This is a genomic window from Corynebacterium sp. KPL2861, assembly GCF_040225475.1.
In the GTDB taxonomy this organism is placed as follows: domain Bacteria; phylum Actinomycetota; class Actinomycetes; order Mycobacteriales; family Mycobacteriaceae; genus Corynebacterium.
Genome location: NZ_JBEHFW010000003.1, coordinates 55,445 through 74,939, shown reverse-complemented (window position 1 = coordinate 74,939; position 19,495 = coordinate 55,445). Strand labels below are relative to the sequence as shown.

Genomic DNA, 19,495 nt, shown 5'->3' with positions numbered 1-19,495 from the left:
AGTGCGCAGCGCGAAAAACGGCACGCAGAAATGCGCGGTGGATGAGCTCGGCGCTTAGGAATTCGCGGGCGGGAAAGTCGGCGCTGAGGGTTGGGCCCGGCTCAACGTTGTGAGCTAACTGGGCCCGGTATCGACGAGGTCCGGCGGTTGCGGCTGCCAGGGTTTAATCCACCGCACGCCGCCGTGCACGCGTTCGAAGCGGCCATTGCGGGGGCGGGCGGCGCGGTCGTCGTCGTTGCGGCCGTTGTGATGCGGGCACGCGACGGTGAGGTTCTTGGCATTGGTCCAGCCGCCGCCGGCCCAGCTATAGATGTGGTGGACTTGGCACTCATCGGCTGGGCGGTGGCACCCGCGCGCCGGGCAGACGGGGTTTTCGGCGGCGCCATCATAAATTGCTTCCACGTTGCCCCGCGCCGCATGCGGTACAGGTTCACCGGCCCCTCCACGGGGTGGAGAAGAGTGATAAAACCTTCCTCCGCCATTGCGCGCTGGGCCAGCTCGGTACCACTTATCTGCGCGCCGTTGGTCATGGTGACCGTGACGTCTTTATCGCCCTGCGCGATGGCGCTCAACTTATCCAGCGGGATTACCACGTTGGTGCGCACGGTGGAGGTGGAGGCGCCGGAGTGGAAGAGGGCTGCGACATCGGCAAGCGTGCCTGCTTGGTTATGCAGCTCCGCGACGAGGCTGGAGCTACCTGTAATCGTTAGCGTCCATGGTTTGCCCGCGGCGCGGCGGCGCAGCCTCACCCCTGGTTTAGGCTCGCGCGGCGGGCGCAGCGCGCGCACCTTCTTGCGGGCGAGCTTGTCCATCGCCTGGGTATCGGCGGATACCTGGGCAAGTTCAGCGCGCAGGGCCCAGGCGCGGGCTTGGGTGGGCGCGCGGCGGGCGTGCTTTTCGATGACCTCCAACGTCGGCAGCGAATGCCCATTGCGCCGCGCTCCCTCGACCGCCCGGCGCTGGCGGCGCGTGAAACTGGTCGGCCCGAAATAGATCTGAGAGAGGTGGGCTATCGACTCGGCGGCGGCATCCGGCATGCCGGCGGCGGTCAGCTCGGAGGCGGGCATATCAGCGGCCTCGGCGAGGATATCCATCGCCGAGTTTAAAGCCGCAATATATGCCCGAATGTGTTCCATGCCCCCGATGCTAAGCCTGCACCCCGCACCCCGCGCGGCGAAGCGTTCAGGATGGCAAATTTAGCTGGGTGGGCGCACGGCGAAACTACCCCAGGCGGCATCGGCAGGCGCGGGCTCGACGGCGGCGACGGCGGGGAGGGAGGCGACATCGGCAAGCTGGGTTGCCGTGCCCCACACCACGACGGCGCTCACCGCGCTGGGGCGCTGGCCGTAGGAGGCGCCGATGCGGTCAAACGTATGGTTAATCACCGCAGCGCGATCCTCGCCGGCAACCGGCTCCGGTACCGCAATGGGCGCGGTCGAGCCCATAAGGATGGCATCCATGCGCGGAACGTCAGTCAACGCGGCAGCGACGGCGACAGGCGGTAACTCGGTATCGAAGGTGACCAGCGCATACGTGGCGGCATCCGGATCGATGTCCATGGACTTGACGCGCTCAATATACTCCGCGCGCGATTCCCCGTCCGGGCCCAGCTGATCGCCTTGCACGCGCGTGGATGCCTGCGTGCCCAGCGTGCCAAAAAGCACCAGAGCCACCACGCCCGCCACCAGCACCAGCACCAGTGCCGCTAGGCGGCGCCGCCAATAAAACTTCCTCATCCCTGCAGTCGCTCCAGGGCATGCTGCAGGTCATCGGGATAGGGCGCGCGGGCCTCGAACCACTTCCCGGTGCCGGGGTGGGTAAAGCCTAGCTGCACCGCATGCAGCCACTGGCGCTCCAAGCCCAGGCGGGCAGAAAGCTGCGGATTCGAGCCGTACATGGGATCGCCGACGCAGGGATGCCCGGTGGCGGACATGTGGACGCGGATCTGGTGGGTGCGGCCGGTTTCCAAGTGCACCTCGATGAGGCTGGCCTCGCGAAAGGCCTCGATGAGGCGGTAGTGGGTGACCGCGGCCTTGCCATCGTCAAGCACGGCGAATTTCCAGCCCGACTTCGGGTGCCTGCCGATGGGCGCATCGATGGTGCCCTCGATCGGATCGGGCAGGCCCTGGACCACCGCGTGATAGGTCTTTTTCACGGTCCGGTACTTAAATGCCTGCTTGAGCGCCGAATAGGCGCGCCCTGAGGAGGCCACGACCATGACCCCGGAGGTGCCCACGTCTAGGCGGTGGACAATGCCCTGCCGCTCGGTAGGTCCTAGCGAGGCCACGTTATATCCTGCCGCGCGCAGCCCGCCGATGACCGTCGGCCCATCCCAGCCCACGCTTGGGTGCGCGGCGACGCCCACGGGTTTGTGCACGCAGATGATATCGGCGTCGCTATATAAAACGTCCATGCCCTCTACTAGCTCCTCGCGCGGCAGCAGGGGCTTTTCGGGCTCTGGGAGCAGCACCGAGACCACCTGGCCGGACGCTAGGCGCTCGGATTTCCCCAGCTCCTGCGAATCCACGGTGACCCCGCCCTCTGCGCACAGCTGGGCAGTGGCCGAGCGGGAAAGGCCGAGGAGCTTGGCAAGCGCGGCATCGGCACGCATGCCCTCTAGGCCTTCTGGAATGGGAAAACTGCGCAATTGCCTATTCATTTTCCGCCCTCCGTTCCGCTAAAAGCATGGCGCCGATGAAGATGACTACGCCGCAGGTAATGGCCGCATCTGCGATATTAAAGACCGCGAACGAGCCGACCGAGATGTAGTCCACGACGTGCCCAAACCAGAAGCCGGGGTCGCGGAAGATGCGGTCTGCAAAGTTGCCCAATGCCCCACCGGCAATGAGTGCCAGCCCCAGCGCCTGGCCCGTATTGTGGATACGCGGGGCGGCGATGGCGACACCTAAGACGAACGCCAATTGGATGGTGGTAAACAGCCAAGTCGAGCCCTCGCCACCGATGGAAAACGCCGCGCCCGGATTAAATAGCAGGTTAAACCTGAACCAGTCCCCAATGACATAATGCGGCTCGCCCTCCGTCAGGACGGTCAGCATGAGTTGTTTTACGGCTTGATCCACAACCGCCACGGCGATGACCACCGCGGCGATAAGACCTGTCTGACTCCTTCGTTTTTGGCTCACCCACATCATTCTAATCAGGAGCGTCCGGTATTTTGGTAAGCGTGTTTCGAGTCAAAGTTTTTACAACCCTTTCCGCCGTCGCCGTAGCGCTAAGCGCCTGTTCTTATGAGACCCCCGGCCCCGCCGTGGAACAGCCCGTCGGCCTGACTATCGATGCCCCGCGCCTGACCGTCGAAGAGTCCGGAACCGGGGAGAAGAAATTGCTGGAATATCACGACATCGACTCCTCGCAGGAGGTAACCTACCGCGCCACGGAGGGATTTTCGCAGGACTTGCTGAATAAATCCGCCGCTGCCGATTTCCAGGCCGCCGATGTGGATAAGGAGACCACTACCCTGCCGCTTTCGGCTTCCGTGGATAAAGCCACCGAGGACGTCGAGGATCAATTGCCGGCCTCGCGCAACGCGTTTGTCACCGCAGGCGATCCGGAATACTCCGGCGATACCGATATCTCTTCTGCTTCCGGGTTCCAATTTGGCTGGCGCGGTCAAGATAATGGCCAGATGAATTCCCTGCGCTTGGCCGCCCCGCAGGACGCGAGCGATGAGGCGCGCGGCACCGTCGAACAAGCAATCATGAAGCTGACCGCGCTGCCCATCGTTTTCCCAGAGGAAGAGGTGGGCACCGGCGCGACGTGGACGGTGGATTCGCGCGTAACGGGAGAATCCACGCTCTTGCAAACGACCCGCTATACGGTTAAGTCCATCGATGGTGACCGCGTCACGCTATCCGTCGAGGTGGAACAACGCCCTACCCTGGGCGCTTTATCCTTCGAGGGCCAAGCCGAGGGCACGGAGTTGGAGGATAAGGAACTCGACGTGCTGGATTCTTCCACTAATTCCTCGGGCAACGTCACGGTGGATCTGACTAAGCCGCTCCCCGTGGGCGGTGACGTGTCCTTCGATACGAAGGTAACCTACGGCACCGCCGATTCAGACCTGCGCGTCGTGCAATCAAGCCTGACGGAGTTGGCTTTTTCGGAGTAGAGCTACTCGGCGGGGGCCTCTACGGGGGCCTCGGCGGGCGCCTGCTCTGCGCCGGCCGCGGGGGCATCGCCTTGGGCGGGGGCGCCGTCACCCTCATCATCCGAAAAGACACCCGCACCAGCATCCGCACACATCTCCGGTACCTGCTCAGGCGGCACCGTGTTTTGAATCAGCGTGCAGGCCCAAGTCTTCGATAGTTTCCAAGTGTCGTCCTGGTAAATAAATTCCACCTGGTCCGTCGTCTGCTCCTGGCCATCGGCCGTGGTGAAATTCACCGTGGTCAGCACGGATTGCGGGTCATAGCCGGGCAGGACGGGATCCACGACCGCAAACTCCGCGCCGGATTCTTCCTTGGAGCGCGCCATGGTGTCAAAGATCTCTGGGGCGGATTCGCCGCCTTCCACCGTGGCGGTCTTTTCTTCCTGCGATGCCGCCGGATCCGTAGCCTTTGCCAGGATGGCGTTCAGATCAGCGGCGGACGGCAGCGCGGGAGCCGCGGAGTCGCCGTCGGCGGACGCGGATTCGCTGGATTCACTGTTCTTGGTGGTGTCTTCTTGCTCGTCATCAGAAGAGCAGGCGGACAGGGCGGCCGCCGCGCTCAATGCGAGGCACGCGGCACCAAATTTGCGGAATTTCACTTCTCACTCCTCACGTCTGGGATATAAACTCCCATCAGTTTACATTTGCCCCAGCTTTTCTGGTCCGCGCCTGCCGCCTCGGCGCGTCTTCTTTTATTCTGGGATGCATGACTCATCTTGCCCTCATCGCCACCGGCGGCACAATTGCCTGCACCACGGTGCGGGATGGTTCCCTCGTTCCCACCGTTACCGGCGCGCAGCTCGCGGCCGGTATCGACGCCGAGGTGGTGGAATTTCGCCAGCTCGATTCCTCTTCTATTACGCTCGCTGACCTCGATGAGCTCATTGCTGTGGTCAACGAGCAGACGGCCCGCTCGGATATTGACGGCGTCATCATCACCCATGGCACCGATTCGATGGAAGAGACGGCGATGGCGCTGGAGATTTTTTGCGCCGGTGATACGCCCATCGTGCTCACCGGCGCGCAGCGCTCCTACGATCACCCGCGCCCAGATGGCCCGCGCAATCTCCGCGATGCGCGCGAGCTCGCCCTCAGCGGACAGCCCGGCGTCTTCATCTGTTTTGGCGGCATGACCATCCCGGCGCGCGGGGCCCGCAAGCAACACACCTTCGACCTGCGCGCTTTCGAGTCCCTGCGGATACCGGACGCCACCCCGCGGCTGCGGCCGCGCCCCTTGGCGCCTCACCCAGTAGAAATCATCCCTGCCTACCCCGGCGCGGGGCGCGCGCTTGTCGATGCCGCCCGCGCTTCCGCCGCCGGCCTCGTCGTCGAGGCCATGGGCGCGGGCAATATGAGTGGGGACATGGGCCGCGCGGTTGCCGATGCCCTCCGCGACGGCCTCCCCGTCGTCATTTCCACCCGCACCCCGTACGGGGTAACCGGGTTGTCCTATGGCGGCGACGGCGGCGGGGCGAACCTGCATAGCTTGGGCGCGATCAACGCGCGGGCCTTCCGCCCCAGCCAGGCGCGCATCTTGCTGGCCGCGGCGCTGGCCACCGGCACGGCCCCTGCCAAGGTATTCCGGCAGAACCCTGACCCCAAGCGCTACGTTGCGATCTAGTCTTGGGTTTCCAGCCAGTCCTGCCAGTCTAAGGAATCGAGCGGATCGGCCGGCACCAAATCTGGGTCACTGGCGGCAAAGGATTTCGTGCGGCCGGGTCCGGTGGCGCGGGTTTCAAAACGCACGCTGACCACCCCGTGCCCGGTGCCTTGGATCCAACCGTGGCCGAATTCCGGGTGGTAGACGTCTTGGGTGGCGTGCCATTGATCCTCCACATCGTCTTCGACCACCACGGTGGTCGGCGCCGGTGGCGGGGAGTCATCGCTCACGCCCGTTTCATAGTCACTATCCGGCAGCACGGGCCGCACGATTTCGCGGTCGAGCTCCGGAAATAGCACGTCTTGGCGCGCGGCTTCCAGCCCGGAATAGCTCACCCCCACCAAGCGGATGGGGCCCAATTCATCCGGGTAGCGCGCCAGCTTGAAGGCGGCTGCCGTCAATACCTCCAGGTCATCGGTGGCATAGGCCAGGGTGGTCGAGCGCGATTCGATATGGAAGTCTGCCATCCGCAGCTTTACCGTCACCGTGCGCGCCCCGCGGCCATCTTTAAGCAGGCGGCGGTGCGCGCCCTCGGCCGCGCGGGTAATTGCCGCATCGACATCGGCAACCGTGAGCAGGTCCTTGGGATAGGTGTGCTCCGTGGAAATCTGTTTGGAAATAGCGCGCGGGGCCACCTCCCTATCGTCGATGCCCTGCGCCAGCTGCCACAGCTGCACGCCGACGACGCTGCCGATGGAGATTTCCACCTCCTTTTGGGTCATGGCGGCCAGCGCGCCGATGGTCTCCACCCCGATGCCCTTGAGTTTGGCCTCCGTGACCGGACCCACGCCCCACAGCTTTCCCACCGCGAGCGGATGCAGCATCTCCAGCTGCTTTTCCGCCGGGATGACATAGGTGCCATCTGGCTTGGCTTCACCGGAGCCGATCTTGGCAAATTGCTTGCCGGAGCCCGCGCCAATGGAACACGGCAGGCCTGTTTCCTCACGGATGAGCGCGCGCAGGCCATCCGCCCACTGTTGCACCTCGTCCGCCGTCGCACCCACCAATGCCTCTGGCTCCATAAAGGCCTCATCGATGGATAGCTGCTCGATCACCTCCACGTGCTGGGAGATGATCTCAAATACCCGGCGCGAGGCCGCCGAATACACCGCCCGGCGCGGGCTGACCACCACCGCGCGCAGGCCCACCAACTGCTGGGCGCGATACATCGGCATCGCCGAGTGCGCGCCGTATTCGCGAGCCTCATAGGACGCGCCGGCGACGACCCCGCGGCCGCCGACCCCACCGACGAGCACCGGCCGGCCTTGCAAAGTCGGTCGGGTCAATTGCTCGACGGAGGCAAAAAACGCATCCATATCGATGTGTAAGACCCAACGCTGCATGCCTTCCAGTCTAAGACACTCTAACCCCAGAATTGGGAATAGGTTGACGTTTAAACTAACTTGTATGCAAGATGTATGCATGAGCGATACAAGCATGCAGCCTGCCGCGGAGCGGGTTTATGAATTAGTCAAAGAAAGGATCATCGACGGCACCATCGATTCCTCGCAGATGCTGTCAGAGGCCGCACTCGCGGCCGAGGTAGGAGTCAGCCGCACCCCGGCCCACGAGGCTTTCCTGCGCCTAGAGCTCGAGGGCTTTTTGCAGCTTTACCCCAAGCGCGGCGCGCTGGTAGTACCGATTAGTCCCCAAGAAATCCGCGAGGTCTATGAGGCACGCCTGCTTGTCGATGCCCACAGTGCCGAGAAGATCTGCCAGCTGGGCGAGGAAGAACGCGGGGGCATCGCCAAGCGCCTGCAAGAAAACATCGCGGCCCAAGACGCCGCGCTGGACGCCGAAGACCTTCGCGAATACACGCGCCTAGATGCTCAATTCCACCAAATCATCATGGATAGCGCCGGCAATAGCCTGCTGGCCAATGTTGGCCACCAGCTGCGCGAGCGCCAGCAGCGCTTTACCGCCACCGCCATCGGGCGCAATGTAGCGCGGGCCCGCGCTTTCGTCGACCAGCACCGCACGCTTGCCGATGCCCTCCTCACCGCTAACCTGCCCGACTATCTCTCCGCACTCCGCTCGCACCTGAAAAATTCGAAGGATCAACTATGAGTCAAGACACCGCCAATCGCGATTGGCTACCCGTCGCAGGCAGCATGGTGGCCGTTGCCTGGGGCGGCAATGAATTTACTCCCCTGCTCGTGATGTACCGCGAGCAATCCCACTTCTCACAAGTCACCGTCAATGGCCTCCTAGCGGCCTACGTCATCGGCATCGTGCCCGCACTGCTCATCTCCGGGCCGCTCTCGGACTATATCGGCCGCCGCCCCACGATGCTGCCCGCCGCACCGCTCTCCCTGGCCGGATCCTTCCTGCTGTCCATCGCTCCCGAAGAGCCCCTCATCATTGCCGCCGGCCGCGTACTGTGCGGCCTCGCCCTAGGCATCGTTATGGCGGTCGGATCCACCTGGATTTCCGAGCTCATCACCCGTTCCGGCGGTGACCCGGCCGCAGGCCCCCGAAAGGCATCGATGTGCCTTACCCTGGGCTTCCTCATCGGCGCCGCCCTGGCCTCGGTACTGGCGCAATGGGGCCCGTGGCCTACTCACCTGGCCTATGTCCTGCACATCCTGCTCACCGTCGTCACCGCGGTCTGGCTACTGAAAACCCCCGAAACCCGTCCACCCCGCGGCGAGACCGTCAAAGACACATTCTTGGACTTAAGCATCCGCGATATGCTGCACATGCTGCACATTCCATCCGCTGCACACCGCCGCTTTTCCCGCATCGTCCTTCCCGTCGCCCCCTGGGTATTCGGCTGCGCGGGTGCGGCCTATGCCCTCTTGCCGCAGCTGCTTTCCGATTCCGCCGGCGATGCCCCCATCGCCTTTTCCGGCCTCATGACCGTCATTACGCTGGGCTGCGGGGTTGGCATCCAAATGTTTGGCAAGGTCATTGACACCCACCGCTCCGCCCGGGCCTCCGCCGTTGCCATGGCCGTCATTACCGTCGGCACCATTTTCGGCGCCATCGCCGCGCGCACGCTCTCCCTCCCGCTCGGCATCACCAGCGCCACCGTCATGGGCGCCGGCTACGGCCTAGCACTTGTCGCCGGCCTTTCCGAGGTCCAGCGCATCGCCGGAAAAGATGACCTCGCTGGCCTTACCGCCGTGTTCTATTCCGTGTCCTATACCGGCTTCTTTATCCCCATGGCCTTTAGCGCTCTCGCACCCTACATTGGCTTCACTGCGCTATTCCTCATCGGCTCCCTGCTCGCCATGTGCTGCCTCATCAACGTGATTCACGGCTGGCGCGCCCACCTGCCCGGCCCGGTGCGCTAGGCCAAGTCCCGTAAAATTTCACCAGAAAACACAGAAACCGGAGCACCCCCTCATGGAGGGCTCCGGTTTAATCACTGCCGGTAGCCAAGTCCGAGCCTCAAGCCCGCACTAATCCGCTCATCCGCTAATTGGGGCGAGATTAGAACTTGAACAGCGAGAAGAAGTTACGCAGTGGTTGCAAGATTCGAGCGAGGCCTGAGTTCTTGTTGAAGAACTTAGCAACACCTTCAACCAAAGCAGCCAGACCAGGAATAGCTTCAAAGACCTTGCCGAATTTAGAGCTGCTCTCTCCAGCACCAGGGGTACCTTCAGCGCCCGGAACCGATGGCTGTGCCGGCTTTGTGGAACCGCTGCCGCCCTCCTTACCATTACCGTCACCAGGGGTCTGCTCGGGTTGCGACTCGCTGCTCTTATCAGCAGCCTTCACGATGAGCTCCACGCTGTTGCTTTCACCGGTTTTCGGATCCGTGACATGAGGGATCGGAGAAACGGATACCTTGTCACCTGCCATTAACTTGACGTCTGCAGGTACATCGATTTCAAACGGGACAAACTCACCTTCAGGAACTTGGCCCTTCTGTGCAGACTTTTTCTCTAGCTTCACGACGGTTGTCTGAATCCTTCCGCCGGGGAAATAAGCCTCAATTTCCACCTCTTGGCCTGGGTACAAACGAACCTTACCGGTAACCTTTTTGTCTCCTGCCTTGATGTCATTTACTTCCGCGGAAACAGCGAACGGGAATTCGCCTTCAGAGTCCCCAGAATCTGGGCCCTCCTCCTCGGCCACATCCGCAGGTTTTACAACTACTGGCATGGCTTTGCTCTTACTATCGTCCGGAGCCAAGGAATCATATAGCGAACTAAAGAGTAGTGTTTCACCTGCCTTTAGGTTAATCCCTTCAGGAACGTCGAATTTAAAGGTGACAGTTTTACCATTAGAGGCTCCACCCTCCTCAGCAGAGTTTTCCTTAAGATGTAGGTCCGTAGTTAATGCCCTGAAGTTTGGGAAAGTAACTTGAACTGTCTTCTTTTGACCTGGGAGCAAAATCACCGAGCCAGTGATTTCCCTGTCCCCTGCTTTGACATCATTCACCATTAGAGGAGCCTCTGACTGCTGTCCGCCTTCAGCAGGACCCTTGCCATCATCGTCGGAAGAAATGCCATTGTTCCGCGCTTCCCTGACAACCTCAGAATGTGACAAACGCTTCAACTCTTCTTCAGAATAAAGAGGCGTGTTGTCTTTCCCCAAGAGTTCCCTAGCTGTCTGCGTCATTTCGTCAACACTTAGCTCAGTGATCTGACCCACACTCAACTTGCAGTTACGCTGCAGATGCTCCGCAACGTTGGCATTGATGCCAGCATCAAAATCGACGCCGGCTCGGAAGTTCTGTGCGCAGTTAAGATGCTCACCAGTAGCCCAAGCAACTGGGGTAACTGCGGTAGCCACGAGAGATGCAGAGATAGCTGCAGAAGCGAGAACACGCTTATTGAGTTTCATACGAACCTTCCAAGGGGAACTACAAGCTACGGGTTCTATTTACAAAGTCGCGCTTTCAATAATTCGAAGGCATAAGCGAACCCCGTAGTCAGTCGGATTGCACGCCTTTTATCGTGCTATTTACGTTTTTAAACGCAGGATTAGTAAACCATATTGGTTTTCCATCCAATAGCACCTCCGCCAAAGAGTGTGCGAGATCACTTAATAGCTGCACCTGTAGTGCAGCGAAACGATTACCAGTAGCGAGCCCCGCTCAATAGGGGGCGGTCACGGGATACATGAGGTAGCACGAGACTGAAGCAAAACAACCAAAGTCCACTTCTCTACCCCTATTAGCCAAGAGGAGCCGGAGTACCTCCGAAAAAGAGGGCTCCGGTTTCCGTCTCTACACCGAAAAGCAATCGGAATTTCTGTCCCGCAATTCCGCGCTACCGGGCGCGATTAGAACTTGATGTTGAACGATGCCAAAAAGTCACAGAGTGGCTGCAGCAAGTGAGCGACATCGTGGTTCTGGTTCATTCAGTGGGGTAGCACCTACAACCAGAGCAACCAAGCCACCGAGGCCATCAATTACACCAAAACCGTGCCAAATTTAGAGCCAACTTCTACGCCATCAGAGGCACCATCGTTGCTCGTAACCGTCGGCTTTGTCAGTTTGTCGCCAGTGCCGTTGCCCGGAGTGTCTCCCGGCTTCGGTTCCAAGGTCGGCTTACCCGCAGACTCGGACTGCTCAACCTCAGACGACTCAACCGAAGGCTCATTGCCCCCAGTTTCGGTCGGCTGCTCTGGGCACTCAGGCTGCGGCAACACCTCAGGCACATTAGAGTCCTTGGCATTGTCAGGATCTTGCTCTTGGCCCCAGCCTCCTCGGTGGCCTTCACAACAACGATTTTGCCGTTTCCTTTCCCAGTCTTGAAGACTGAAAAGTTCGGCACTGCGGTGACCAATCCCTCATCACCGGTCTTTAGTTAACGCCTTCTGAAACGCCAATTTGAAACGGAATGTCCTGAGTCTCATCACCTTGCAACGGTCCAACAAGAGTCTTCACTGGGTCCTTGCCTAGAAAGTTACCGCGCATTCAACTTTCTGCCCTGAATTTAGGCCCACTTTACCGGTGATCATCTTGCCCCGAGCTGGATGCCGTTCACATCACCCGAAACCTCCGCAGGAGACCCTTGCAGCTCCAATAAGGTCCCCATTCTCCTGCGGCACAATACCTGCCCGGTTATCTGACGTGTCCAGATACGCCAAGATTGGGGAGGGAGGCGCGAGATTGGTTTTTGATACCTTAGAAATTCCAACTCAGTGAAAGTCGGATTACCCTCGTCATCATTTGGCCGTTGAACTACTTCCTTCAGCTCTTCGAAGGCTCAACTTTTAGATCTCACCTGGGGTCATGCCGCAGTGCTTTTGCAGGTATTCGACTACTGCAAATCCGCCCGCATTCCTGAGTTTGGATCGATCAACAGTGCCTGTTTCACAGTTTTAAAAGCAAGCTTCACCGTCAGCAGCTCCAGCGACTAGAGTGACGGCCGGAGCAACGAGAGATACAGGCAGAGCTGCAGAAGCGACAATACGTTTACTGAATTTCATACGAACCTTTCAAGGCGTTAGTGAGGACTTCAGGCTATAAGCGCAATAATGCGCCTTCACTGTCAGTGCCAATAGAGAGATAGAACAATCCACAGAAAACGCTAAGAGCACGATACTTCCCGTGCTCTTAGCGTTTTCAACCTGTACATCAGATCATGCGTAAACCATTTGAATGACAAACCCCTTTACGGTGTATGTTCCTCGCACTTTTGGCCATTACGCATGATGAGACTTCGCTCGCCTGGCTCACTACGAGGAAGTGAGGCTTAGCCAGTCATTTTATGATGTAGCTATCACTATCTTTAAAATTTTATTTGCCTTAAATCTTCAAGTCCAAGTGATACGCTTAACATCGTAGGTAACACATCTCGAGACTAAGTTCTTCCCACCCTACAACTGGATAATTCCAGGTACCGGCGTAGCCCAATCTGCGCCGGAGAGGAGCCATACCCCATGACCGATACCATGCGCGCCGTTGTTACCACTGGTCACGGCGATATTGAAATCCAAGACGTCCCTGTTCCCCACGCAAAAGCCAACGAGGTAATCATCGAACCGGTGGGCACCGGTATCTGTGGCACTGACCTGCACTTAGTAAGAGGTGACTATGTCATCGGCAACTACCCACTCATTCTGGGGCACGAAATGGCGGGCTACATCACGGAGGTCGGCGCAGAGGTCACCGATTTTTCCGTCGGTGACTACGTTGGCGCTAACCCCAACGTGACGTGCGGCGAGTGCACCTGGTGCAAGCAAAACGCAACGAATCTGTGCGAGCACATCTCACCCGCCGGCATTATGCAGGATGGTTCCTGTGCGGAATTCATCGCCATGCCGGCCAAATTCGTCTACAAGCTCTCCACAGAAATTCCTCACCATGTTGCACCGCTGACCGAACCGCTATCTTGCGTTTTACACGCATTGGACCTCGCGCCTGATTGGAAAGACCAGGATATGGTCATCTTCGGTGCCGGTTCCATCGGCTTGGTGGCGCTCGTCGTCGCATTGGATGAGGGCGCAGCAAGCGTCTCTGTTGTTGAACCCAACCCGGCCCGGCGCGCGCAAGCTGTGAAACTGGGCGCCGTCCAAGCAGTGGACTCAGCCGCAGATTTGGATCAGGATTCCTATGACCTCACCTTGGATGCATCCGGCAATGCAGGTGCTATTGCTGATGCCATCCGTATCCTCGGCAAGCGCGGCCGCTTAATCCAGATGGGTGTGCCTTCTCCAGATGCCACGATAGATTTCCGCCCGCTCGACCTATTCGAGAAGGAAATCTCGCTCATCGGGGCCCAGTCCCTGGCTAATATGTACCCCGCTGCGGCCAAGCGGATGGCTCACCTTTATGACAAGCTCGATGGCCTAGTCACCGGTACTTTCCCAGTTGACCGCTACGAAGAAGCGCTCGAGGCTATGAAGAGCCCAGAGCACATCAAGATATTCATTACGGATAAATGAATATCAGCCGGAAGCCTTATTGGCCGTATTCATTCTGATAGCGGTCATTGAGGTTATCGATAATGTCCTGTGGGATGGGCTTAGGGCCGCCGAGCTCCTTGGCTAAGTGCACGGTACGCGCAACTTCTTCAACCATCACGGCTGCTTTCACGGCATTTTCAGCATCGTCACCGATGGTGAAGGGACCATGATTTTGCATCAACACGGCAGGTGAACGGGACTCCCGCAAGGTCTCCACGATGCCCCGGCCGATGGAGTCATCGCCGATGATCGCAAGGGGTCCAACGGGCACTGGCCCGCCGAATTCATCGGCCATCATCGTAAGTACGCATGGAATCTCTTCCCCGCGGGCGGCCCACGCTGTGGCGTAGCTCGAGTGGGTGTGGACGATTCCGCCAACCTCCGGCATATGTTTATACACATAGGCATGTGCGGCGGTATCCGAGGAGGGAGCATAAGCGCCATCGACAAGCACGCCTTCTAAGTCGCAGAGCACCATCGATTCTGGGCTTAGCTCCTCGTAGCGCACGCCAGAGGGCTTGATGACGAAAAGATCCTGTGTGCTCGGAGTACCGGAGGCATCGACGACAATGCGTTCAGAGACATTGCCTGCAGTCCACGACACAAGGCCCCACCGCGGCAGTTCGGCGTGAAGGTCGCTGACGCGCTGGCGGGTCTTAGACACCGCTTGTTGGATTTCTGGGCGATACTCAGATAGATGCTGAACCATTGTGGCCTTTCCCTAGTGCCTTAGTCTTCTTCTTGAGATACGGAGGTAGGCAACGCTGAAACTGCGCCTTCTTGCATGGACAATCCCTCTATGAATCGCTCGAGGTAGGTAGCAAAGCCCGCGACATCGCGCGGATCGGGCTGACGGACGCGCCCAGTATTATTGCTGCTGGCAATCTCATCGTTGAGGTAATCCGCAAAGTCTTTATCCGAGCCCATGTAGTTCGCCAGCAACGCGATTCCCCAGGCACCACCTTCGCTAGCGGACTGCGCCACGGCCACTGGTGTTTTCAACGCGGCTGCCAGGAAGCGCTGCGCTACGCCAACCGTGCGGAAAATCCCACCGTGAGCTTGGACGACGTCCACGGAAATACCTTCCTGCTCTAGCAAGCGCATACCCAGCGCCAGCGATGCAAAGACGCTATACAGGTTGGCGCGCATGAGGTTAGCAAGGGAGAAATTCGCATCGGGTGTCCGCGCCACCATGGGACGCCCTTCAATCAAACCCGCAATCGGTTCACCGGCCCGGTAGGGATAGACCACTACCCCGCCGGCATCCGGTTCACCGCGTAATGCCTCGGTCAAAATGGCCGTATATACATCGTCGATGTGGTCAATGTTCTTGGTGCCGAACGCCACTGCTACATCGCTAAACAGCGAGATCCAATCCGAAATTTCCTGCGCGCCGTTATTACAGTGCACCATCGACACTGGCAGACCCGTCGGTGTGGTCACCGGGTCAATTTCGGGATAGGACTTACTCAAGGGCTTTTGGTGAACAAGCATTGCAAAAATCGAGGTACCCACGCTCACGTTGCCCGTATTGATGCTGACGGTATTCGTGGCCACCATGCCCGTTCCAGCATCGCCTTCAGGCGGGCATGCCACCGCGCCGGCCTGCAGCGCTCCGCTGGGATCCAGGAGTTCTGGGTGCTCAAGGGCACCCGCGTCCGCGCCCGCAGACAAGGACTCGGGCAATAACTCTGCGAAGTCTCGCCCAATTTCTCCGCGGATTTTCGCGAGCGCCGCCTCATCGTAGGACGCCGTTTGAGGGTCAATAGGAAACATGCCAGAGGCATCCCCCACGCCGAGAACTTTCTTACCCGTTAACTGCCAGTGGATATAGCCGGACAAGGTTGTCAGAAAATCGACGTCGCCAATGTGTGGCTCGCCGTCCAGCAAAGCCTGATAGAAATGGGCGACGGACCAGCGCATTGGAATATTAACGTCGAAGAGTTCCGATAGTTTCTTCGCGGCTTCGCCCGTATAGGTATCGCGCCAAGTGCGAAAGGGCACGAGCTGTTCAGCGGACTTATTGAAAGCCAAGTAGCCATGCATCATCCCAGATATGCCAATAGCTGCTAGCCGGGTGAGCCTTTCCCCCGTGAGCTCACGTATCTCTGCGTTCAAATCAGCGTAGGCGGCACGCAGACCATCCCACACATCATCTAGTGCGTAGCTCCAGTGGCCATCTACATAGTCGCTTTCCCAGCGATGAGAACCGGTTGCGATGACCCGTCCGGAGCTGTCGATGAGGCACGCTTTAATACGCGTCGAGCCGACTTCAATGCCGAGTACTCCTCGGCCGCTGCGGACAATTTCTGCGGGCATTAAAGAATCGCTCTCTGTCACGGCTACCTTCCTCACGTCGGGGAATTCGGCCGCCAGTCTACTCCCCTATTCCTTCTATCCTTCCGGAGCTTAGAGGAAAATGCAGCGCAACCCTGATAAAAGCAGCGGCCCGGCCGAACGCTGTAGATAGCATCCGGCCGGGCCGCTTCAGGTTGGCGCTATACGCTCTTAGTTCTTGGCTACGGTGGCGGTGACTCCGATGAGGATATCGTGGGCATCGGCAAGCGGCTCGGTGACCACGGAGAACTCCGTTGCCAGCACCTCGCCCGCGATGGTCTCAGCGTGGCGCTGCGCCCACTCCTTCTTATCTTCGGGCACGGAAAGGACCACGGAGATGCGGTCAGATACGTCGAAGCCGGAGTTCTTGCGGGCATCCTGCAGGCCGCGGATAACATCGGCGGCCCAGCCTTCGGCCTCGAGCTCTTCGGTGACCTCGGTATCCAGGACGACGAGGCCATCCAAGCCCTCGATGCGGGCGGTGGAGTCTGGGTTCGCAGCTTGCAAACGCTCGGTGTATTCCTCAGGACTCAAAACGATGTCACCGTCTACCACGACCTCATCGCCGCGGCGCTCGTAGTTGCCCGCCTTGAGGTTCTTGATGGCGCGCTGGACATCCTTGCCCAAGCGCGGGCCGGCAACCTTGGCGTTGCAGACCACCTGGAAGGTGCCGACGGAATCGACATCATCAGTAAGCTCAACCTCTTTGACGTTGACCTCGTCGCGGATAATATCGGCGAAGTCCGCCAGGCTCTGCGAGCCCGCGAAGGCCACGGTGAGCTTTGGCAGCGGCAGGCGGTTGCGCAGCTTATTGGCCTTGCGCACCGAGGACGCAGCCGATGCCACCGCGCGGGTGGCGTCCATGGCAGACACCAGGTCCGCATCCGCGGGGTAGTCCTCGGCCTTCGGGAAGTCCGCCAAGTGCACAGAGCGCTCACCGGTCAGGCCGCGGTAGATGACCTCGGCGACGTGCGGCAACAGCGGGGCAACCACGCGCGTAGTGGTCTCCAAAACGGTGTAGAGGGTGTTGAAGGCCTCTGGGTTGGAGTCCTCGCCACCCCAGAAGCGATCGCGGGAGCGACGGACGTACCAGTTGGTCAGCACATCGGCGAAAAGGCGAACCTCTTCGGTAGCGGTGGCGATATCGGTCCCCGCCAGAGCGGCATCGACATTCGCCACAAGGTCGTGGGTCTTAGCCAGGATGTAGCGGTCGAGCACGTGCGTGGAACTCGTATCGAACTTGGCGTCCTGCTCGGCGTAGAGCTGCAGGAAGGTGTACGCATTCCAGATGGGGAGCAGCGCCTGGCGCACGCCTTCGCGGATGCCCTGCTCGGTGACGATGAGGTTGCCGCCGCGCAGAATGGGCGAGGACATCAGGAACCAGCGCATGGCATCGGAACCGTCGCGGTCAAAGACCTCGTTGACGTCCGGGTAGTTACCCTTGGACTTGGACATCTTAAGCCCGTCGTTGCCCAAGACGATACCGTGGGCCACGACCTTCTTGAACGCTGGGCGGTCAAAGAGCGCGGTGGACAGCACGTGCAGCAGGTAGAACCAGCCGCGGGTTTGCCCGGAGTACTCCACGATGAAGTCCGCCGGCGAGTGAGTTTCAAACCACTCCTTGTTTTCAAACGGGTAGTGCTTTTGCGCAAACGGCATGGAACCGGATTCGAACCAGCAGTCCAGCACGTCCGGCACGCGGCGCATGGTGGACTTACCGGTGGGATCGTCCGGGTTGGGGCGGGTCAGCTCATCGATGTGCGGGCGGTGCAGCGACTCCGGGCGCTTGCCGAAGTCCCTCTCCAGCTCATCCAAAGAGCCGTAGACGTCCATGCGCGGGTACTCGTCATTATCGGACATCCACACCGGGATGGGCGCGCCCCAGTAGCGGGTGCGCGAGATATTCCAGTCGCGGGCACCTTCCAGCCACTTGCCAAATTGGCCATCGCGGATGTGCCCTGGCAACCACTCGATCTCGTTGTGGTTGAGCTCCACCATGCGATCACGGAATTCGGTGACCTTCACAAACCAAGCGGGCAGCGCCATGTAGATAAGCGGCTCGCCCGAGCGCCAAGAGTGTGGGTAGGAGTGCTCGATGGTCACGTGGCGCACCACTCGCCCAGCGGCCTTGAGGTCTTTGATGATGGATTTATTCGCATCGAAGACCAGCTGGCCCTCGTACGGCGGGACCTGGGAGGTGAACTTACCGTCCTCATCCACTGGGACCACCAACTCGATGTCGTACTCGTTGGTGGTATTCATATCGTCTTCACCAAAGGCGGGCGACTGGTGGACAACACCTGTACCGTCTTCGGTGGTGACGTAGTCCGCCAACAGTACCTGGTAGGCATTGCGCAGGTCTGGGAAAAATCCGAAGATCGGCTCGTACTTAAAGCCCTCAAGCTGCGCGCCGGTGAAGGTGCCCAGCACCTCCGCCTCACCCAGCTCCTTTTCCAGGGTACCCAGCAGGTTTTCAGCCATGATGAACGTGCGGCCGGCGAATTCGCCGTCGGTGGCCTTAAACAGTGCATAGGAGACCTCCGGGTGAACCGCCAGCGCCTCGTTGGACGGCAGGGTCCAGGGGGTGGTGGTCCAGGCGAGGAAGGAGGCATCGGCAAGCGCGGGGTAATCCGCCAGCGTCTTCTCCGCCGCGGTGCCCTCGCGAGCGCCCGCGACCGGGAAGGTCACCGTCAATGTCGGGTCCTGGCGCATCTTATAGGAATCATCCAAGCGCGTTTCCTGGTTGGACAAGGAGGTGTGCTCCGCCCAGGAATACGGCAAAACGCGGAAACCCTTGTAGATCAGGCCCTTGTCATACAGCTCCTTGAAGGCCCACATGACCGATTCCATGAAGTTGATATCCATGGTCTTGTAGCCATTATCAAAGTCCACCCAGCGCGCCTGGCGGTTGACGTAATCTTCCCACTCATCGGTGTATTCCAGCACCGACTTTGCGCAGTACTCGTTGAACTTGTCCAGGCCCATGTCCTCGATCTGGGCTTTATCGGTGATCCCGAGCTGCTTTTCCGCCTCCAGCTCCGCTGGCAGGCCGTGGGTATCCCAGCCAAAGACGCGGGGGACGTAATTTCCGGCCATCGTGCGATAGCGCGGCACGATATCCTTGACGTAACCGGTCAGCAGGTGGCCGTAGTGCGGCAGGCCATTGGCAAAGGGAGGGCCATCATAAAAGATGTATTCGGGGCAGTCCTTGGTCTTTTCCAAAGAAGCCTGGAACGTATCGTCCTGCTTCCAGTACTTCTGGACTTCTTCTTCCATATCCGGGAAACGGCTCGAGCCGCCGGTCATATCGACCTTGGGATAAATCTTTTTCACCATTATCTTCCTTCACGCTGTAACTTGATGCAGGGACGGGCCAATGGCTCGCGGTACCACCCTGCTTGAGCTAAAAAGCTCCGCTTCGTTTCGGTGAAGGAGATAACGGTCCCACCCGTTCAGTTCTACTG

16 protein-coding genes are annotated in these 19,495 nt (G+C 59.7%); 5 read left to right on the top strand and 11 right to left on the bottom strand.

Annotation, left to right across the window (positions count from 1 at the left end):
• Positions 1-101: 101 nt before the first annotated feature.
• The 4 genes from ABRP84_RS03165 to lspA are packed head-to-tail and all read right to left on the bottom strand — an operon-like array spanning position 102 to position 3,152.
• Entirely contained in the window at positions 102-1,136 is a 1,035-nt protein-coding gene (locus ABRP84_RS03165; RefSeq protein WP_349852692.1) for an HNH endonuclease, read from the bottom strand.
• 60 nt (positions 1,137-1,196) lie between these two features.
• Positions 1,197-1,736, bottom strand: coding sequence for a hypothetical protein (locus tag ABRP84_RS03160; RefSeq protein ID WP_349852691.1), 540 nt, complete (start codon positions 1,734-1,736; stop codon positions 1,197-1,199).
• Complete coding sequence (locus tag ABRP84_RS03155; RefSeq protein ID WP_023023021.1) at positions 1,733-2,659, bottom strand: RluA family pseudouridine synthase; 927 nt, start codon at positions 2,657-2,659, stop codon at positions 1,733-1,735. Before ABRP84_RS03155 ends, ABRP84_RS03160 begins: the two co-directional genes overlap by 4 nt.
• Positions 2,652-3,152 (bottom strand): signal peptidase II, encoded by a 501-nt coding sequence (gene lspA / locus ABRP84_RS03150; RefSeq protein ID WP_349852690.1) that lies wholly within the window; start codon positions 3,150-3,152, stop codon positions 2,652-2,654. The genes ABRP84_RS03155 and lspA overlap by 8 nt, the downstream gene beginning before the upstream one ends.
• 32 nt (positions 3,153-3,184) lie before the next feature.
• Here lspA and ABRP84_RS03145 point away from each other — a divergent pair, with 32 nt between their 5' ends.
• Positions 3,185-4,129: a hypothetical protein gene (locus ABRP84_RS03145; RefSeq protein ID WP_023023025.1), complete on the top strand. Its 945-nt coding sequence runs from the start codon at positions 3,185-3,187 to the stop codon at positions 4,127-4,129.
• Between the two features lie 2 nt (positions 4,130-4,131).
• On the opposite strand, the gene ABRP84_RS03140 is transcribed toward ABRP84_RS03145, so the two are convergent.
• Positions 4,132-4,767, bottom strand: coding sequence for a WKL family lipoprotein (locus ABRP84_RS03140; protein WP_284771391.1), 636 nt, complete (start codon positions 4,765-4,767; stop codon positions 4,132-4,134).
• 107 nt (positions 4,768-4,874) lie between these two features.
• Here ABRP84_RS03140 and ABRP84_RS03135 point away from each other — a divergent pair, with 107 nt between their 5' ends.
• Positions 4,875-5,789, top strand: coding sequence for an asparaginase (locus ABRP84_RS03135; RefSeq protein ID WP_349852689.1), 915 nt, complete (start codon positions 4,875-4,877; stop codon positions 5,787-5,789).
• Here ABRP84_RS03135 and ABRP84_RS03130 read toward each other — a convergent pair.
• Entirely contained in the window at positions 5,786-7,171 is a 1,386-nt protein-coding gene (locus tag ABRP84_RS03130) for a DNA polymerase IV (protein WP_349852688.1), read from the bottom strand. The two genes, ABRP84_RS03135 and ABRP84_RS03130, sit on opposite strands and share 4 nt — an antisense overlap.
• Before the next feature lie 79 nt (positions 7,172-7,250).
• Here ABRP84_RS03130 and ABRP84_RS03125 point away from each other — a divergent pair, with 79 nt between their 5' ends.
• Together ABRP84_RS03125 and ABRP84_RS03120 are read left to right on the top strand one after the other, a co-directional pair.
• Positions 7,251-7,895 carry a GntR family transcriptional regulator gene (locus tag ABRP84_RS03125; protein ID WP_034659114.1) on the top strand — a complete coding sequence of 215 codons (645 nt, stop codon included), beginning with the start codon at positions 7,251-7,253 and terminating at the stop codon, positions 7,893-7,895.
• Positions 7,892-9,124, top strand: coding sequence for an MFS transporter (locus ABRP84_RS03120; RefSeq protein WP_349852687.1), 1,233 nt, complete (start codon positions 7,892-7,894; stop codon positions 9,122-9,124). Before ABRP84_RS03125 ends, ABRP84_RS03120 begins: the two co-directional genes overlap by 4 nt.
• A gap of 139 nt (positions 9,125-9,263) precedes the next feature.
• Here the strand turns inward: ABRP84_RS03120 and ABRP84_RS03115 are convergent, their stop codons facing one another.
• On the bottom strand, positions 9,264-10,622 hold the full coding sequence (locus tag ABRP84_RS03115) for a hypothetical protein (RefSeq protein WP_349852686.1): 1,359 nt from the start codon (positions 10,620-10,622) through the stop codon (positions 9,264-9,266).
• Positions 10,623-11,192: 570 nt separating this feature from the next.
• Positions 11,193-11,441, bottom strand: coding sequence for a hypothetical protein (locus ABRP84_RS03110; RefSeq protein WP_349852685.1), 249 nt, complete (start codon positions 11,439-11,441; stop codon positions 11,193-11,195).
• A 1,227-nt stretch (positions 11,442-12,668) separates the two neighbouring features.
• Between ABRP84_RS03110 and ABRP84_RS03105 the strand changes: the two genes are divergently transcribed.
• Positions 12,669-13,673, top strand: coding sequence for a zinc-dependent alcohol dehydrogenase (locus tag ABRP84_RS03105; RefSeq protein WP_023023043.1), 1,005 nt, complete (start codon positions 12,669-12,671; stop codon positions 13,671-13,673).
• Positions 13,674-13,689: 16 nt separating this feature from the next.
• Here the strand turns inward: ABRP84_RS03105 and ABRP84_RS03100 are convergent, their stop codons facing one another.
• The 3 genes from ABRP84_RS03100 to ileS all read right to left on the bottom strand — a co-directional run bounded on the left by ABRP84_RS03100 (position 13,690) and on the right by ileS (position 19,367).
• Positions 13,690-14,403 (bottom strand): L-ribulose-5-phosphate 4-epimerase, encoded by a 714-nt coding sequence (locus ABRP84_RS03100; protein ID WP_023023045.1) that lies wholly within the window; start codon positions 14,401-14,403, stop codon positions 13,690-13,692.
• A 20-nt stretch (positions 14,404-14,423) separates the two neighbouring features.
• Positions 14,424-16,034 carry a xylulokinase gene (locus ABRP84_RS03095; protein WP_349852684.1) on the bottom strand — a complete coding sequence of 537 codons (1,611 nt, stop codon included), beginning with the start codon at positions 16,032-16,034 and terminating at the stop codon, positions 14,424-14,426.
• 168 nt (positions 16,035-16,202) lie between these two features.
• Positions 16,203-19,367, bottom strand: coding sequence for an isoleucine--tRNA ligase (ileS, locus tag ABRP84_RS03090; RefSeq protein ID WP_349852683.1), 3,165 nt, complete (start codon positions 19,365-19,367; stop codon positions 16,203-16,205).
• Positions 19,368-19,495: the final 128 nt, after the last annotated feature.

Excerpts from the sequence above, each read along its gene's own strand:
- ABRP84_RS03165 (WP_349852692.1), bottom strand. The coding sequence starts at position 1,136 with ATGGAACACATTCGGGCATATATTGCGGCTTTAAACTCGGCGATGGAT.
- ABRP84_RS03160 (WP_349852691.1), bottom strand. The coding sequence starts at position 1,736 with ATGAGGAAGTTTTATTGGCGGCGCCGCCTAGCGGCACTGGTGCTGGTG.
- ABRP84_RS03155 (WP_023023021.1), bottom strand. The coding sequence starts at position 2,659 with ATGAATAGGCAATTGCGCAGTTTTCCCATTCCAGAAGGCCTAGAGGGC.
- lspA (WP_349852690.1), bottom strand. The coding sequence starts at position 3,152 with ATGATGTGGGTGAGCCAAAAACGAAGGAGTCAGACAGGTCTTATCGCC.
- ABRP84_RS03135 (WP_349852689.1), top strand. The coding sequence starts at position 4,875 with ATGACTCATCTTGCCCTCATCGCCACCGGCGGCACAATTGCCTGCACC.
- ABRP84_RS03130 (WP_349852688.1), bottom strand. The coding sequence starts at position 7,171 with ATGCAGCGTTGGGTCTTACACATCGATATGGATGCGTTTTTTGCCTCC.
- ABRP84_RS03125 (WP_034659114.1), top strand. The coding sequence starts at position 7,251 with ATGAGCGATACAAGCATGCAGCCTGCCGCGGAGCGGGTTTATGAATTA.
- ABRP84_RS03120 (WP_349852687.1), top strand. The coding sequence starts at position 7,892 with ATGAGTCAAGACACCGCCAATCGCGATTGGCTACCCGTCGCAGGCAGC.
- ABRP84_RS03115 (WP_349852686.1), bottom strand. The coding sequence starts at position 10,622 with ATGAAACTCAATAAGCGTGTTCTCGCTTCTGCAGCTATCTCTGCATCT.
- ABRP84_RS03105 (WP_023023043.1), top strand. The coding sequence starts at position 12,669 with ATGACCGATACCATGCGCGCCGTTGTTACCACTGGTCACGGCGATATT.
- ABRP84_RS03100 (WP_023023045.1), bottom strand. The coding sequence starts at position 14,403 with ATGGTTCAGCATCTATCTGAGTATCGCCCAGAAATCCAACAAGCGGTG.
- ileS (WP_349852683.1), bottom strand. The coding sequence starts at position 19,367 with ATGGTGAAAAAGATTTATCCCAAGGTCGATATGACCGGCGGCTCGAGC.